Source organism: Rhodococcus sp. 06-462-5, from assembly GCF_002258315.1.
GTDB lineage: Bacteria > Actinomycetota > Actinomycetes > Mycobacteriales > Mycobacteriaceae > Rhodococcoides.
Genome location: NZ_NOYD01000050.1, coordinates 324,243 through 339,634, shown reverse-complemented (window position 1 = coordinate 339,634; position 15,392 = coordinate 324,243). Strand labels below are relative to the sequence as shown.

Below are 15,392 nucleotides of genomic sequence, written 5' to 3'. Positions count from 1 at the left end.
GATATTGCACCGGTCGAACTCGAAGTTGTGGACGAAAAACGCCGGAATATCGTCCACAACTTCGAGTTCGGCGAGATGCGACTCAGCGTGCCTGGGCAGCGGACCACTGATCGAAGGTCTGTAGACCGTGATCCGAATCGTTCGTGGTGACCAGCGTTCCGTCTCGCATCGCGCGACCGTACGCGCCGGGAATCGGGACCTCGAGCACCAGGCCGCGGGCACCGATTGCTCGTGCGTAGCGCCGCACCATCTCGACCATGCGCTCTTGACGTGGTCCACCGAGATCGGCGACTCGGCCTGCCGGCGGACGCTCCGCCAGGTCGATCAGTCGCTCGGCGACCTCGCGGGCGGCGATCGGCTGCGAGACCATCCTGGGGATGACGGTCAGCGGACCGAACGAGGTCTGCGCGCGGATCTGCGCGGCGAACTCGTGGAACTGAGTGGCTCGCAGGATCGTCCACGGCACAGCTCCCGAGCGAACGATGTTCTCCTGCTCCACCTTTCCGGCGTAGTACGCGTACGGGGCCTTGTCTATCCCCACGATCGACAATGCCAGGTGATGACCGATTCCGGCTGCGCTCTCCGCAGTCAGCAAATTGCGGGTGACGGCAGCGAAGAACGCTGTCGACTCTTTCGCCGAGATCGTCTGCGTCGACGCGACGTCGACCACCGCGTCGACGCCGGACAGGGCGTCCGACAGTCCCGACCCGGTGACGAGATCCACACCGGCAGAGCGCGACAGAACGACCACCTCGTGTCCGCGTTCCCGCGCAACCTCGACGACGTGCGTTCCCACGGTTCCGGTTCCACCGGCTACGGCTAGCTTCATCGCGTATCCACCTGATTCTCGAGTGATGATGTGGACCGCACTGCGCGGCCCTCCACTCTCTGACGACGCAGCCGAGGCGAATGTATGGCGGTGTCAGACCCAGTGCCGGAGTTTGTCCGGATTGAGCACGATCCACACGCTGGCGACCACGCCGTCGGCGGTTTCGAACCCGATGACTCCGAACCCGATGACTCCGAACACCGCGCCGTCGCGCCGGATGACGATGCCCGACAAGCCGTTGACAGGTTCGATCGACCACTCGAGGTCGGTGGACTTGGCAGTGATGCCGCGGACGAAGCGAGCGACTCGATCGGATCCGAGAACGGCGTTGCGGGCCGCCGATACGTGGCCGCCGCCGTCGCTGACCAAGGTGACGTCGGGCGCGAGCACCGAGACGAGGGATGCGATGTCCCCGCCTGCGGAGGCCGAGGCGAAGGCCCGCACGACGCGGTCGTGCTCGATGGGGTCGGCGATGGAACGGTGACGGGAATGGACGTGAATTCGTGCGGCAGAAGCGAGTTGGCGGCACGCAGCCGGGGAGCGATCGAGAACGGTCGCGATCTCGTCGAACGGCACGGCGAACGCGTCGTGCAGCACGAATGCGACTCGCTGCGCCGGACCGAGCGATTCGAGTACGACGAGCAGTGCCAACGTCACCGATTCCTGCTGCGCAACTCGGTCGGCGGGGTCGGCGGCGACCGAATTTTCGGAGTCCAGGCCGCGGACGGGTTCCGGCAGCCACTGCCCGACGTAGTTCTCGCGGCGTACGCGGGCCGATCCGAGCATGTCGAGGCAGATCCGGCTCACGACGCGGGTGAGCCACGCACCGGGGACGTCGATGTCGTCGCGTTCGGCGTCGGTGAGTCGGTACCAGCGCACGAGCGCTTCGGATGCGGCGTCTTCGGCGTCGCTGTACGAACCCAACATTCGATAGCCGATGCCGATCAGCCGACCGCGCTCGTTGTTCATGGCGTCAGACCATATCTCGACACGAAAAAGCCGAGTTCGAGGTCATGGAAGGAAATCAGGAGAAATCCGTCCATGACCTCGAACTCGGCGGGCAACGCTAGACGCTGGCTACGCCCGGGGCGAGAAAGCGCTGACCGGTTGCGGCCTCGGAGGCACCGCTGCGGTCCAGGTACGGCGTGATGCCGCCGTTCCAGAAGCCGAATCCGCCGCCGAGGAGCAGGCAGAGGTCGATGTCCTCGGCTGCTGCCACGACGCCCTCGTCGAGCATGATCTTGATCTCGTCGGCGATGGCGTTGCGGGTGCGTTCGAGTACCTGCTCGGCGGTGGACGGCGAATCTCCCTGCGGCCACAGTGCGGCGACCTCGGGATCGACCACCTGGCCCTCGGGGCCGTAGGTCCACACGCCCGGCTTCTTCGCCTCCACGAGTGCACGGAATCCGGGGGAGTCCTTGAACCGCTCCGGGTACGCCTCACCGAGAGTTTCCGCGGTGTGCAGTGCGACCGCCGGGCCGACGAGAGCCAGCAGGGTCAGCGGGCTCATCGGCATGCCGAGTTCGCCCACTGCGCCGTCGGCGACATCGAACGGGGTGCCCTCGTCGATCGCGCTGATGATCTCGTTCGACGCGCGCGTGACGAGACGGTTGAAGACGAATCCGGGGAGATCCGCCGACAACACGGCCGACTTCTTGAGGGTTTTGGCCGTCGCGAATGCCGTTGCGAGGGTGGCATCGTCGGTCTTCTCACCCTTGACGACCTCGAGCAGTGGAAGCACCGCGACGGGGTTGAAGAAGTGGAAGCCCACGACGCGCTCGGGGTGCTCGAGGTCTGCAGCCATCTTGGTGATCGACAGCGAGGACGTGTTGGTCGCGAGAATCGTTTCGGCAGAGACGAATTCCTCGACCTCGGCGAACACCTTCTTCTTGACGTCGAGGTTCTCGAACACGGCCTCGATCACGAAGTCGGTGTTCGCGAACGCGGACTTGTCGATCGAGCCGGACACCAACGCCTTCAACCGATTTGCGGCGTCGGGGGACAAGCGCTTCTTGCCGAGTAGCTTGTCGATCTCCCCGTGGACGTAGCCGACGCCCTTGTCGATGCGCTCCTGATCGATGTCGGTGAGGATCACCGGCACCTTCAGCTGGCGCACGAACAGCAGGGCGAGCTGGCTGGCCATCAAACCGGCACCGACGATGCCGACGCCGGAGATCTTGCGTGCCAACGACTTATCGGGTGCACCGGCGGGACGCTTCGCGCGCTTCTGCACCAGATCGAAGGCGTAGAGGCCCGCACGGAGTTCGTCCTTGACCAGTAACGTGGACAGGGCCTCGTCCTCGGCCGCGAAGGCCTTGTCGAGCGAGGCCGAGTCGGTGATGTCGGTGTTCTTGGCGAGCTCGAGCAGTTCGACAGCGGCGACGGGGCCGGGGGCGAAGTTGTTGGTCTTGCCCGCGACGATGCCCTTGGCGCGGGCGATGGCGTCGTCCCAGGCCTGTCCGCGGTCGATCTCGGGACGGTTGGGAACGATCTCGCCCTTGATCACCTGCGCAGCCCACGCGAGGGACTGCTCGAGGAAATCGGCTCCGCCGAAGAGGGCGTCGGCGATGCCGAGGTCGAGTGCCTGCTGCGGCTTGAGGACGCGGTTCTGGTTCAGTGCGTTCTCGATGACGACGGTGACGGCGTTCGAGGCTCCGATGATGTTGGGCAGCAACTGAGTTCCGCCCCATCCCGGGACCAGACCGAGGAAGGCCTCGGGCAGGCCGAGCGCAGCAGCGTTCTCGGCGACGGTGCGATAGTGCGAGTGCAGTCCCACTTCGAGGCCGCCGCCGAGCGCGGCACCGTTGATGAAGGCGAACGTCGGAATCGTCGACTCGCGCAGGCGACGGAACACCTTGTGGCCGAGCTGCCCGATCTGCAGCGCCTCGTCCTTGGTCTTGATGTTCGGCACACCGTTGAGGTCGGCACCGACGGCGAAGATGAACGGCTTACCGGTGACGGCGATGGCCACTGGGTTCGCTGCGAATGCCTCGTCGAGTGCGGCGTCGAACTTGGCCAGTCCGCCGGGACCGAAGGTCGACGGCTTGGTGTGATCGAAACCGTTGTCGAGCGTCACGAGGGCGATGGAACCGTCGAGCCCCGGTACGGAGACGATCTTGGTGAACGCGTTCGTGACTACCTCGTCGGTGAACGCTGTGGTGATATCACTCATTTGGCTGCTCCCGAGTAATCAGCGTGGTTGGGGTTCTCCCAGATGACGGTGCCGCCCATGCCGAGACCGATGCACATGGTCGTCAGGCCGTAGCGCACGTCGGGCTGTTGGGCGAACTGGCGGCTCAATTGCGTCATCAGGCGAACGCCCGAGGATGCGAGGGGGTGGCCGCACGCGATGGCCCCGCCCCACTGGTTGACGCGGGGGTCGTCGTCGGCGATGCCGTAGTGCTCGAGGAAGGCGAGAACCTGGATGGCGAAGGCCTCGTTGATCTCGAACAGACCGATGTCGTCGATACTCAATCCGGTTCGGCCGAGGAGTTTCTCGGTCGCGGGGACCGGGCCGATGCCCATGACGGCCGGGTCGACGCCTGCGAAGCTGAAGCCGACCATTCGCATGCCGATGTTCAGGCCGAGCTCGTGCGCGGTGTCCTCGCCGGCCAGGATCGCGGCGGTGGCTCCGTCGTTGAGTCCTGCGGCGTTGCCTGCGGTGACGCGACCGGCGGGCCGGAACGGCGTCTTGAGCTTGGCGAGGTCTTCGACGGTGGTGCCGGGACGGGGCGGCTCGTCCTCGGTGGCCAGGCCCCACCCTGCGGCGGACTTGGTGGCGACGGGCACGAGAGTGTCGGCGATGAGGCCGGCCTTCTTGGCGGCGTCGTACTTGTTCTGGCTGGCGACGGCGTACGCGTCGGTGCGGTCCTTGGTGATGCTCGGGAACCGGTCGTGCAGGTTCTCGGCGGTGTTGCCCATCACCAGCGCGCTGGGATCGACGAGCTTGTCGGCGAGGAAGCGCGGGTTGGGGTCGACGCCCTCACCCATCGGGTGGCGGCCCATGTGCTCGACGCCACCGGCGATGACGACGTCGTACTGGCCGAAGCCGATGCCCGATCCGGTGGTGGTGACCGAGGTCATCGCGCCTGCGCACATGCGGTCGATGGCGAAGCCGGGGACGCTGCGGGGGAGTCCGGCGAGCAGTGCGGACGTACGGCCGATGGTCAGGCCCTGGTCACCGGTCTGCGTGGTCGCGGCGATCGCGACCTCGTCGATGCGCTCGGGAGGGAGATTGGGGTTCTTGCGAAGAAGTTCGCGGATTGCTTTGACGACGAGGTCGTCTGCGCGAGTGTCGGCGTACATGCCCTTGGGGCCTGCTTTGCCGAACGGGGTACGGATGCCGTCGACGAAGACAACATTCCTCTGTGAGCTGGTGGACGCGGGTACAGACACGCTTTTCGATCCTCCCGACAGATGCGGACGACTCGCCCGGGTGCCCGGACGCGTGTCCTACTGTAGCCGGTATTACTCGTCGGTAACTTGGGAAGGGTGTAGCGCCTTCGCCAGTACCGGTACCACCAGCGTCCGCTGCCAGGGTCGGGCCCCGCCGTCGGCCAGTCGGGCCTCGATCAGCTCGGCCGGGTCCACGTCGGAATCGACCGGATTCTGCCAATCCCACACCAGGCGGCGTAGCAGATCCGGCATCAACAAATTCTCGACCGGCACTGCAACCGATTCGCTGAGCTCGGTCATCGCGGCTCGTACGTCGGCGAGTCGCGCCGCTGCGTCGGGATCGCGGCGAGCCCAGCGATTGACCGGAGGCGGCCCGTCGAAAGACGCTGCCATCGAGGGCAATTCGGAGGTCGGGAGCGCCCGCGCACGGGTCAGGGCCGAGGCCCACAATCGGGACGATCTGCGCTGACGGGGGCCGCCGAAGACCGGCAGTTGCTCGAGCTCGCGCGAGGATTTCGGGTCCGCTGTTGCCGCCGCCACGATCGCCGAGTCGGGCAGCACTCGGCTCGGTGCCACATCACGCTTGGCTGCCAGTTCGTCTCGCGTGGTCCACAATTCGCGAACGGCAGCGAGGGTGCGGGGAGACTTGATCGCATGGATCCCCGATGTCCGACGCCATCTGTCGGTCTTGGGTTTGGGTGGCCCGAGCGTGAGGATGTGGGCGAATTCCTGTGCTGCCCACTCCGTCTTGCCCTGCTTTTCGAGCTCCTCGGCCATCGCGTCGCGCAGTTCGAGAAGAACCTCGACGTCGAGCGCGGCGTAGTTCAGCCAGGTGTCGGGCAGCGGCCGGGTGGACCAGTCGGCTGCCCCGTGGCCTTTCTGCAGGGCCAATCCGAGGGTGCGTTCGACGATGGCACCGAGCCCCACGCGATCGAATCCGGCGAGGCGTCCTGCCAGTTCGGTGTCGTACAGCGTGGCAGGCACCAGGCCGAGTTCGGCGAGCCCCGGTAGGTCCTGATCGGCGGAGTGCAGTACCCATTCGAGCGGGTTGATCACCTCGGCGAGCGGAGCGAGGTCGCCGGTCACCGGGATCGGATCGAGCAGAACCGTGCCTGCCCCGCGACGACGGAACTGCAGCAGGTAGGCGCGCTGGGAGTAGCGGAAGCCCGAGGCGCGTTCGGCGTCGACGGCGAGGGGGCCGTGACCTGCTGCGAGCAGAGCGGCGGCCGCGCGCACGGCGTCCGGCGTGTCGACCACGTCGGGTACGCCGTCAGCCGGGGCCAGTAGCGGAACGGCGACAGGCTCGGTCGCCTCGTCGTCCGGCGTGGTCTCGGGAGAACTCTCGGCTGACATGAGATGTGACTCTAGGCCCTGCGGGTGGGAGGACGGCCCACTATGTGCGGCTGGAACTGCGTTGACCGAGGGTGGTGATGCCCGCGGGCGGCAAGCCTGCCGCGTAGGCGAGTACCTCGCAGAACGCTTCGACGTGCGTCGAGAGGTCCTCGGACGTGGCCGTCCACGAGGCGCGCAGTTCGAGTTGGTGGGCCTTGGGTGGCCCGGCGATGTCGCCGTAGCGCACCGAGCTGGTCGAGGTGACCGTGCCGCCGAGCGCGTTCAGCGGCTCCGACCGTGACTCCAGCGCATCCACCAGCCAACTCCACCCGACCTCGGGGAGCAGGGGATCGTCGGCGAGGGACTCGTCGACGTCCGCCTGGATGTACGCGACCAGTCGAAGGGTGCCGTTCCACGCCTCGGCACCGTCGGGGTCGTACAGCAGGATGAGGCGGCCGAAGGCGTCGCCGTCACTCTGTTCGTCGACCTGGTCGGAGTCGGGATGCTTGACCTCGGCACCGATCGCGTAGCTGTACGGGGCGAGACGCTGCGGCGGCCGGATCGGACCGATTTCGATCGCCGGGTGTACCTGAGCCCGATGCATCGCGTCGATGGCGGCGCGGAACGGCGCAGGTTCGGCGGTGGAATGGGGTTCGGTCACGTCACCGGACGTTAGACGCGTCACGTTGCGCTCAGGCGGAGGCGCGCCGAGCCGTGATGCAACCGAAGTGGGTGTGTCGCCCTTGGTGGCGGGAGCATTCCCGACGCGTGGCAGCATGGAACCCGATGAACGCCGAACCGCACGCCACAGCCCCCGCCCGCCGAGAACTCCCGGACGCACCGTTCCTGGCCGCGATCGCGGGTCGAGCTCCCTCACGTCGGCCGGTGTGGTTCATGCGCCAGGCCGGTAGGTCGCTGCCCGAGTACCGCAAGATTCGTGCAGGCATCGGCATGTTGGATTCGTGCTTCCGGCCCGACCTCGTGGCCGAGATCACCCTGCAACCCGTTCGTCGCCACGACGTGGACGCGGCAATCCTGTTCTCGGACATCGTCGTTCCGCTCAAGGCCGCCGGTATCGATCTCGACATCGTGGCAGGCACCGGACCGGTCGTCGCGCAGCCGGTGCGGTCGGCCGCCGACGTCGCCGCACTGCCGGTCCTGACCGCCGATCAGGTGGAGCCGGTGGCCGACGCGGTGCGGATCCTCACCCGCGAACTCGCCGGTACGCCGCTCATCGGTTTCGCGGGCGCACCGTTCACCCTCGCGTCGTATCTGGTCGAGGGCGGCCCGAGTCGCAATCACGAGAAGACCAAGGCACTGATGCGGTCCGATCCGGCGACCTGGCACGCCCTGCTCGACGCACTGGCCACCACGACGATCACGTTCTTGCAGGCTCAGTTGGCTGCGGGCGTCGACGCAGTGCAGGTGTTCGACTCCTGGGCGGGTGCGCTGTCCCTCGCCGACTACCGCGAGTACGTCCTGCCGCACTCGCAGCGAGTGTTCGAGGCAGTGTCCTCGGCCGGTGTACCGAAGATCCACTTCGGCGTCGGAACCGGAGAGTTGCTCGGGGCGATGGGTGAGGCCGGCGCCGATGTGGTCGGCGTCGACTGGCGGATCCCACTCGACGACGCCGTGCATCGTGTCGGCAACGGCAAAGCCCTGCAGGGCAATCTCGATCCAGCGGTGCTGTTCGCCGGTTGGGACGCCGTCGAGACGGAAGTTCGACGCATCGCCGCCGAGGCAGACCGCGCTGTCGCGGCCGGTGCGCGCGGACATGTGTTCAACCTCGGACACGGAGTGCTTCCCGATACCGATCCCGACATTCTGACGCGCGTGGTGTCGCTGGTGCATTCGTTGTGACGGTGCGGCGCTACGCCGTGGTCGGCGGCGGAATCTCCGGCCTCGTCGCGGCGTATCGCCTTCGGCAGTCCTGCGGGCCGGATGCCGAGATCACTCTCGTCGAGGCCTCGTCTCGCATCGGCGGCACGCTGCGCACCACCGCGGTCGGCACGGACTCGCTCGACGTCGGTGCGGAGGCCTTCATCGGTCGACGTCCCGAGGTGCCTGCTCTGCTCGCCGAGCTCGGTCTGTCGGATCAGCTGGTGTACCCGGCGCAGGTGCGGCCGCTCGTCTTCTCCGGCGGTCGAACACACGCGCTTCCTCTCGGCACTCTGATGGGCATCCCGTCGTCCGCCGATTCCGTACGGGATCTGGTGGACCCCGAAGACCTGCACCTCATCGAGACCGAGACCGCGCGGCCCTTCGCCTGGACCGCGGGCTCGGACGTCAGTGTGGCCGATCTCGTGGGCAGCCGGTTCGGCTCCCAGGTCGTGAGCCGTTCGGTCGATCCGCTGCTCGGCGGCGTGTACTCCGGCTCGGCGAGCTCCATCGGTGTCCGTGCTGCCCTTCCGACGTTGGCTGCCGCGTTGGACGGCGGAGCGGCGAACCTGACCGAGGCCGTGCTGGCTGCACTGCCCACCCCGTCGCCGGGACCGGTGTTCGGCGGGCTGCGCGACGGTTATGCGGTGCTGCTCGATGCTCTGGTCGCTGCGAGCGATGCCAGGACGGTCGTCGGAGCAGGCGTCGAGGAGATCCGCCGCGAGTCGAGCGGATGGTTCGTCGATGGACTCGGACTCGTCGACGGAGTGGTGCTGGCGGTCCCTGCGCCGATTCTCGGTCGGCTCATCGCCGAGGTGGCACCCACGGCGTCGCAGGCCGCGCGGGAGATCGAACTCGCATCCTCGGTCGTCGTCGCGCTCGCGTTCCCCAAGACGACGGAGCTGCCGCAGAATTCGGGAATTCTGGTGGCCACGGACGCGGGCTTGGACGTCAAGGCGTTCACTCTGTCGAGCCGCAAGTGGCCACACCTGGGTGAGCGTGACGCGGTACTGCTGCGGGCCTCGCTCGGCCGATTCGGTGACACCACGGCGTCGGACCGATCCGACGCGGAGTCGATCGAGACGGCGCTCGCCGACCTCGCGGCGGTGGCGAACATCGACGCGCGGCCGCTCGCCGCAACCGTGCAGCGCTGGCCGGGAGGCCTGCCGCAGTACGCGCCGGGCCACCTCGATCGCGTCGCCGCCATCGAGGCCGGAGTCGCCGACCTACCCGGCCTCGAGGTCACCGGAGCCTGGCAGCGCGGTGTCGGGGTGCCCGCGTGTATTGCGTCCGCCACCACCGCTGCCGCCCGTCTGATCGAAGTGGCACGATAGGGCCATGGCACGCCTCGATTACTCAGCGCTCAACTCGACTCTTCGCTACTTGATGTTCTCGGTCTACAAGGTCACGCCCGGTGTTCTGGGCGAGGATCGGGCCGCGGCCGCCAAGGAAGCGAAGGTGTTCTTCGAAGGTCGTGAAGACAAGGGTGTCGCTGTGCGCGGGGTCTACGACATCGCCGGCATGCGCGCCGACGCCGACTTCATGGTGTGGACACACGCCGAGCGCATCGAGGACCTGCAGGCCACCTATTCCGATTTCCGTCGCACCACCGCGCTGGGCAAGGCGAGCACTCCGGTGTGGAGCAACACCGCGCTGCACCGCCCGGCCGAATTCAACAAGAGCCACGTCCCGGCCTTCATCGCCGGTGAGGACCCGGGCGCATACATCTGCGTCTACCCGTTCGTCCGCTCTATCGATTGGTACCTGCTGCCCGACGACGAGCGCCGCACGATGCTCGCCGACCATGGCAAGGCAGCACGCGACTACAAGGACGTGCGGGCCAACACCGTGCCGTCGTTCGCACTCGGCGACTACGAGTGGATCCTGGCCTTCGAGGCTCCCGAACTCGATCGCATCGTCGACCTGATGCGTGACCTGCGGGCCACCGAGGCGAGGCGTCACGTGCGCGAGGAGACTCCGTTCTTCACCGGCCCTCGGGTCGAGGTGGACGCGCTCGTCGAATCCCTGCCGTGACGAGCACGGGCACACCCGCGATCGAGGCCGTCCTGTTCGACTTCTCGGGCACGTTGTTCAGGCTCGAGGAACACCCCTCCTGGTTCGACGGCGTCCACGATGCCGACGGCACCCCCGTCGACGGTGCGGGAGCCGCGGAACTCATGCGCCGTATGACGGCACCGGTGGGGGAGACGGTCGAGTTCGACGACGCGACGCGTCATGCGTGGCGGAACCGCGATCTCGACCCGGCGCTGCACCGACAGGCGTATCTGCACGTGCTCGCGCAGTCCGGCGTCACCGACCCGGCGCACGCAGAATCCGTCTACGGTCGCGTGATCGATGCGGATTCCTGGACGCCGTACCCGGACACCGAGGCGGTCCTGAAAAAGCTTGCTGCCGAGTCGGTTCGGGTCGGTGTACTGAGCAACATAGCCTTCGACATCCGTCCGGCGTTCGTCGATCGGGGTCTCGATCGGTACGTCGACGAGTTCGTGCTCTCGTTCGAGGTAGGTCACGTCAAGCCGCAGCCCGAGATTTTCCGGCACGCAGTGGCGGCGTTGGGCGTCGACCCAGCGGTGACGCTGATGGTGGGCGATAGCGACGAGGCCGACGGCGCCGCGCAGGAGATCGGATGCAGCTTCGCTCTCGTCGATCCGGTGCCGACGGCGCAGCGGCCCGATGCACTGCTGAAGGCGTTGAGCGCGTTCGGAATTCGATGACCGGGGTAGTTCGATGACCGGAGCGGCCGGCGTTCAGCACATGGGCCACTGGGGCATGTTCAGGGCCGAGTCGGACGGACGCGATGTCACTGCCGTCCATCCTCAGGTGACGGACAGCAATCCCTCCCCGGTACTGGGCAACCTCGTCGGTTCGGTGACCCATCGGTCGCGCATCACGTCACCGGCGGTGCGCAGGGGTTGGCTCGAGGACGGGCCGGGCCCGACCGACAAGCGTGGCAGCGACGAGTTCGTCGACGTCTCGTGGGACGAGCTCACCGATCTGCTGGCGGCCGAATTGCGCAGAGTCGTCAGCACATTCGGTAACAACGCCATCTACGGCGGGTCGTACGGTTGGGCGAGTGCCGGACGCTTCCATCACGCGCAGAGTCAGGTGCACCGCTTCCTCAACTGCCTCGGCGGCTACACGCGGTCGGTGCACAGTTACTCCCTGGGTGCGACCGGCGTCATCATGCCGCACGTTCTCGGTGCGCATTGGAAGATGTTCTCGCGCTCCACATCCTGGAATGTCATTGCGGCACATACCGAACTGCTGGTGGCGTTCGGTGGGGTTCCGGTGAAGAACACCGGCATCAATCACGGCGGCACGTCCGATCATCCGACCGTCGGCTCACTCGACGCGATGCGTGCTCGCGGCGGACAGATCGTCTCCGTCAGTCCACTGCGCAACGACATGAGCGGCGACGCTCGATGGATCGCGCCGCGGCCCGGTACCGACGTGGCGATGATGCTGGCTCTCGCATTCGTTCTCGCCGACGAGAAGCTGCACGACACAGCGTTTCTGGAGAAGTACTGCGAGGGATACCCCGAGTTCGAGCGCTACCTGCTCGGCAGCACGGACGGCACACCGAAGACCCCGCAATGGGCGTCTGCGATCTGCGGCATCGAGGCCGAGGTGATCGCGGATCTCGCTCGGGAGATGGCGTCGAAACGCACGATGGTGACGGTCACCTGGTCGCTGCAGCGGACGCGGCACGGCGAACAGGCACCGTGGATGGGCGTCACCTTGGCGTCGATGCTCGGTGGGATAGGCGTTCCGGGTGGAGGATTCGGGCACGGGTACGGGTCGATGAACGAGCCCGGTCTGGCCCCGGTGCCGTATCCGTTGCCGACCCTGCCGCAGGGCATCAATCCCGTTCCCGATTTGATTCCGGTCGCCGCGGTCTCGGACATGCTGCTGAATCCGGGTTCTGAATTCGATTACGACGGTAAGCGATTGACCTACCCCGATATCAAGGTCGTTTACTGGGCCGGCGGAAACCCGTTCCACCATCACCAGGATCTGGGACGGCTGCGTCGCGCTCTCGGCAGAACCGACACCGTCGTGGTGCACGACCCGTACTGGACACCGATGGCCAAGCACGCGGACATCGTCGTCCCGTCGACCACGTCGTTGGAGCGGTCGGATCTGAGCTGCACGCGCAACGATCCCTTGCTCGTCGCCATGTCGCCCGCCGCCGAGCGCTTTGCCGATTCCCGCGACGATTACGACACGTTCGCCGAGCTGGCGACGAAACTCGGTGTGGGCGAGCAGTTCACCGAGGGGCGTAGCTCGCAGCAGTGGCTCGAGCATCTGTACGAGCAGTGGCGCGGATATCTACGTGCCGGGGGCGTCGACACTCCGGAATACGAAAACTTCAGGCGCGAAGGTTCGTTTCGGATGAAGACCGAGGACGATCTGACGTTCTTCGAGGATTTCCGACGCGATCCGGTGGGCAACGCGTTGCGCACCCCGAGCGGGAAGATCGAAATTTTCTCGGCGACGGTGGCGGGGTTCGACTACGAGGACTGCCGTGGGCATCCGATGTGGTTCGAGCCGACCGAGTGGCTCGGCGGACCGCGGGCCGAGCAGTTTCCGTTGCACCTGATCGCCAACCAGCCGCGCACGCGGCTGCACAGTCAGCTCGATCACGGTGCGGTGAGCCGCAACTCGAAGGTTCAGGGCCGCGAGCCCATACGAATGCACTCGTCGGCGGCCGCAGCCAGGGGAGTGTCCGACGGGGACGTCGTGCGGGTGTTCAACGATCGCGGCTCCTGCCTGGCCGGTGTGGTGGTCGACGACGCGATGCTGGAGTCGGTCGTGCAGCTGTCCACCGGGGCCTGGTACGACCCCGAGGATCCGGCCGATCCCGGGTCGATGTGCAAGCACGGCAGCGTGAATGTGCTGACCGCAGACGAGGGCTCGTCGGCGCTCGCGCGCGGGTGCACCGGCCAGCACGTGTTGGTGGAGATCGAACGCTACGACGAGCCGTTGCCGCCGATCACCGCGTTCGATCCACCTGTTCGGTCCGGGGTCAGAACACGACGCGAGAGATGATCTCGGCGACGAGGGCGGGCTTGTCCTCGCCCTCGATCTGCAACGTTCCCGCCGTCACCATCTGCAGTGCTCCGCCGGACACGTCCTCGACGGAGACGAGGGTGGTCTGCAGACGCACGTGGGCTCCGACCTTCACCGGGTTGATGAAGCGAACCTTGTTGGAGCCGTAGTTGATTCCGAGCTTGGTGTTCTCGATGGTGTAGATCTGCCAGTTGAGCATCGACACCAGCGACAGGCTCAGAAATCCGTGGGCGATGGGCGCGCCGAACGGGCTTTCCTTCTTCGCCCGCTCGACGTCGACGTGAATCCACTGATGATCGCCGGTGGCGTCGGCGAAGGTGTTCACCCGCTCCTGGGTGATCTGCAACCAATCGCTGGTGCCCAGGTCTTCGCCGACGGCCGCTTTGATCTGCTCTGGTGAAGTGAAAGTGCGCATGCTCACAGTATGCACCGTCGGAGCAGGCGAACGAGTGGTGCTAACGATGTTCAGCTCTGTTCTCGGCCTGCTGAATTCAGGCCGTGTAGCGCGGAGCGAACGGAAATGCGGCGATCAGATCGTCTTGGATTTCCGTCAGATTCGGGATCGGTCGATAGTCCTTCCGAAGCTGCGCGATTTTCTCGTTATCCCGCGCAAGGTCCGACGGATGTTGGAGCGCTTGCCGGTCGAAAGCGGAGTAGTAGTCGTCGAATTTGTATCCGTTGCCGCCTATGTCCTGTGGCAGTTTTATCCACGCGTTGGGGATGCCGTACGAGTCAGCGACGATCAAGCCGTGCAGACTCGTGGACATCACGAAGTCGCATGCGGTGATGTCGGCGATGACCTTGGCCGGCTTTCGGGACGGGTCGATCAACGTGACGTTCTTTTCTCGCGCAAGCGCGAGCACTACAGGATCCTTCTTGTGCACCCAGTGGTAAACGAGACCGATTCGACCAGGTACCGGCTGGGAGCGTGAATAGACCCTGTTCGCCAGAAGCCCGGGGTCCCCGACCGCGACCTTGCGCTCGGACTCGATGCGACTCAACGACAGATGCCCGCGCACAGCGTAGAAGTCGAAGTCTGGGTAGCTGAAGTCTTTTTCGTGGGCAGTCTCGCTGAGCATGAATCCCGAACCCCAGACCTTGAGACCCTTCCGCGCCTGCATGAGCTGGACCATTTCGAGAGTGGAACCTGCCCCGATCATGTCGCTTCGCTTCGCACGACGCCAGGAGCATTTCTGTCCGAACAGTGATCTCACCAGTCCGGGCGTCAGTTCGTCGCCGAAGTTGGGTTTGACGCCGGTCAGTTTCACCTGGCGCCACCAGAAAGTCTTGATCGACGTAGCCATGACAGTAAAATTTACTCTATGTATTAAGCAAAACAAAAGTAAATTCAGGAAGTCTCGGACTGCGTTTCGACGCATCCGCAGTTCATGGCTCGCAGTTCGGCAGGGCGATCTCCGGCTTTGGGGGGACGATCAGGATGCAGGCTTGAGGGTCAACGAAATCGAGTTGATGCAGTACCGCTGGTCGGTCGGCGTGGGGTAGCCCTCGCCCTCGAAGACGTGGCCGAGGTGGCTGTGGCAGGTGCGGCAGACGACCTCGACTCGGCGCATTCCGAGCGTGGTGTCCTCTTTGAGGATGACGGCGTCGCTGTCGGCCGGGTCGAAGAAGGACGGCCAGCCGCAGTGCGATTCGAACTTCTCGGTGCTACGGAACAGTTCGGCACCGCAGGCACGGCATTCGTAGATGCCCTCGGTGGTCGTATCGGTGTATTCGCCGACGCCGGGGCGTTCGGTGCCCGCCTGCCGCAGCACCGCGTACTCCTCGGGGGTGAGCTTCTCGCGCCACTGCGCATCGGTGAGCTGGACGGCCGGGGCGGAATTGTTGTCGGTAGCTGAACTCATGCTCA

14 protein-coding genes are annotated in these 15,392 nt (G+C 66.0%); 5 read left to right on the top strand and 9 right to left on the bottom strand.

Annotated elements, in window-relative coordinates; all coding sequences use genetic code 11:
- Positions 1–82: 82 nt before the first annotated feature.
- The 6 genes from CH251_RS23230 to CH251_RS23205 all read right to left on the bottom strand — a co-directional run bounded on the left by CH251_RS23230 (position 83) and on the right by CH251_RS23205 (position 7,217).
- On the bottom strand, positions 83–829 hold the full coding sequence (locus tag CH251_RS23230; protein WP_094615244.1) for an SDR family oxidoreductase: 747 nt from the start codon (positions 827–829) through the stop codon (positions 83–85).
- 93 nt (positions 830–922) lie between these two features.
- Positions 923–1,798, bottom strand: a complete 876-nt coding sequence (sigJ, locus tag CH251_RS23225) for an RNA polymerase sigma factor SigJ (protein WP_094615243.1) — start codon at positions 1,796–1,798, stop codon at positions 923–925.
- Positions 1,799–1,895: 97 nt separating this feature from the next.
- Positions 1,896–4,001, bottom strand: coding sequence for a 3-hydroxyacyl-CoA dehydrogenase NAD-binding domain-containing protein (locus tag CH251_RS23220; protein ID WP_094615242.1), 2,106 nt, complete (start codon positions 3,999–4,001; stop codon positions 1,896–1,898).
- Positions 3,998–5,224 (bottom strand): acetyl-CoA C-acyltransferase, encoded by a 1,227-nt coding sequence (locus tag CH251_RS23215; RefSeq protein WP_094615241.1) that lies wholly within the window; start codon positions 5,222–5,224, stop codon positions 3,998–4,000. Before CH251_RS23215 ends, CH251_RS23220 begins: the two co-directional genes overlap by 4 nt.
- Before the next feature lie 72 nt (positions 5,225–5,296).
- Complete coding sequence (locus CH251_RS23210) at positions 5,297–6,577, bottom strand: ribonuclease D (protein ID WP_094615240.1); 1,281 nt, start codon at positions 6,575–6,577, stop codon at positions 5,297–5,299.
- Between the two features lie 40 nt (positions 6,578–6,617).
- On the bottom strand, positions 6,618–7,217 hold the full coding sequence (locus CH251_RS23205; RefSeq protein WP_094615239.1) for a DUF3000 domain-containing protein: 600 nt from the start codon (positions 7,215–7,217) through the stop codon (positions 6,618–6,620).
- 125 nt (positions 7,218–7,342) lie between these two features.
- Between CH251_RS23205 and hemE the strand changes: the two genes are divergently transcribed.
- The 5 genes from hemE to CH251_RS23180 are packed head-to-tail and all read left to right on the top strand — an operon-like array spanning position 7,343 to position 13,504.
- Positions 7,343–8,416, top strand: a complete 1,074-nt coding sequence (hemE, locus tag CH251_RS23200; RefSeq protein ID WP_094615238.1) for a uroporphyrinogen decarboxylase — start codon at positions 7,343–7,345, stop codon at positions 8,414–8,416.
- A complete protein-coding gene (locus CH251_RS23195; RefSeq protein ID WP_094615237.1) occupies positions 8,413–9,768 on the top strand; it encodes a protoporphyrinogen oxidase in 1,356 nt (451 codons plus the stop codon). The genes hemE and CH251_RS23195 overlap by 4 nt, the downstream gene beginning before the upstream one ends.
- Before the next feature lie 4 nt (positions 9,769–9,772).
- On the top strand, positions 9,773–10,468 hold the full coding sequence (gene hemQ, locus CH251_RS23190; RefSeq protein WP_032397941.1) for a hydrogen peroxide-dependent heme synthase: 696 nt from the start codon (positions 9,773–9,775) through the stop codon (positions 10,466–10,468).
- Positions 10,465–11,169, top strand: a complete 705-nt coding sequence (locus CH251_RS23185; RefSeq protein ID WP_179273360.1) for an HAD family hydrolase — start codon at positions 10,465–10,467, stop codon at positions 11,167–11,169. Before hemQ ends, CH251_RS23185 begins: the two co-directional genes overlap by 4 nt.
- 13 nt (positions 11,170–11,182) lie before the next feature.
- Positions 11,183–13,504 carry a molybdopterin-dependent oxidoreductase gene (locus CH251_RS23180; RefSeq protein ID WP_179273359.1) on the top strand — a complete coding sequence of 774 codons (2,322 nt, stop codon included), beginning with the start codon at positions 11,183–11,185 and terminating at the stop codon, positions 13,502–13,504.
- Here the strand turns inward: CH251_RS23180 and CH251_RS23175 are convergent.
- From CH251_RS23175 to msrB, 3 genes are all read right to left on the bottom strand, one after another.
- Positions 13,482–13,940 carry a MaoC family dehydratase gene (locus CH251_RS23175; RefSeq protein WP_179273358.1) on the bottom strand — a complete coding sequence of 153 codons (459 nt, stop codon included), beginning with the start codon at positions 13,938–13,940 and terminating at the stop codon, positions 13,482–13,484. The genes CH251_RS23180 and CH251_RS23175 overlap by 23 nt on opposite strands.
- A gap of 76 nt (positions 13,941–14,016) precedes the next feature.
- Positions 14,017–14,829 carry a polysaccharide pyruvyl transferase family protein gene (locus CH251_RS23170; protein WP_179273357.1) on the bottom strand — a complete coding sequence of 271 codons (813 nt, stop codon included), beginning with the start codon at positions 14,827–14,829 and terminating at the stop codon, positions 14,017–14,019.
- Between the two features lie 129 nt (positions 14,830–14,958).
- Positions 14,959–15,387: a peptide-methionine (R)-S-oxide reductase MsrB gene (gene msrB, locus CH251_RS23165; protein WP_094615235.1), complete on the bottom strand. Its 429-nt coding sequence runs from the start codon at positions 15,385–15,387 to the stop codon at positions 14,959–14,961.
- Positions 15,388–15,392: the final 5 nt, after the last annotated feature.

Bases quoted from the DNA above. Each gene is read 5' to 3' on its own strand.
- CH251_RS23220 (WP_094615242.1), bottom strand. From the start codon at position 4,001: ATGAGTGATATCACCACAGCGTTCACCGACGAGGTAGTCACGAACGCG.
- hemQ (WP_032397941.1), top strand. From the start codon at position 9,773: ATGGCACGCCTCGATTACTCAGCGCTCAACTCGACTCTTCGCTACTTG.
- msrB (WP_094615235.1), bottom strand. From the start codon at position 15,387: ATGAGTTCAGCTACCGACAACAATTCCGCCCCGGCCGTCCAGCTCACC.
- CH251_RS23175 (WP_179273358.1), bottom strand. From the start codon at position 13,940: ATGCGCACTTTCACTTCACCAGAGCAGATCAAAGCGGCCGTCGGCGAA.
- CH251_RS23180 (WP_179273359.1), top strand. From the start codon at position 11,183: ATGACCGGAGCGGCCGGCGTTCAGCACATGGGCCACTGGGGCATGTTC.
- CH251_RS23170 (WP_179273357.1), bottom strand. From the start codon at position 14,829: ATGGCTACGTCGATCAAGACTTTCTGGTGGCGCCAGGTGAAACTGACC.
- CH251_RS23210 (WP_094615240.1), bottom strand. From the start codon at position 6,577: ATGTCAGCCGAGAGTTCTCCCGAGACCACGCCGGACGACGAGGCGACC.
- hemE (WP_094615238.1), top strand. From the start codon at position 7,343: ATGAACGCCGAACCGCACGCCACAGCCCCCGCCCGCCGAGAACTCCCG.
- sigJ (WP_094615243.1), bottom strand. From the start codon at position 1,798: ATGAACAACGAGCGCGGTCGGCTGATCGGCATCGGCTATCGAATGTTG.
- CH251_RS23230 (WP_094615244.1), bottom strand. From the start codon at position 829: ATGAAGCTAGCCGTAGCCGGTGGAACCGGAACCGTGGGAACGCACGTC.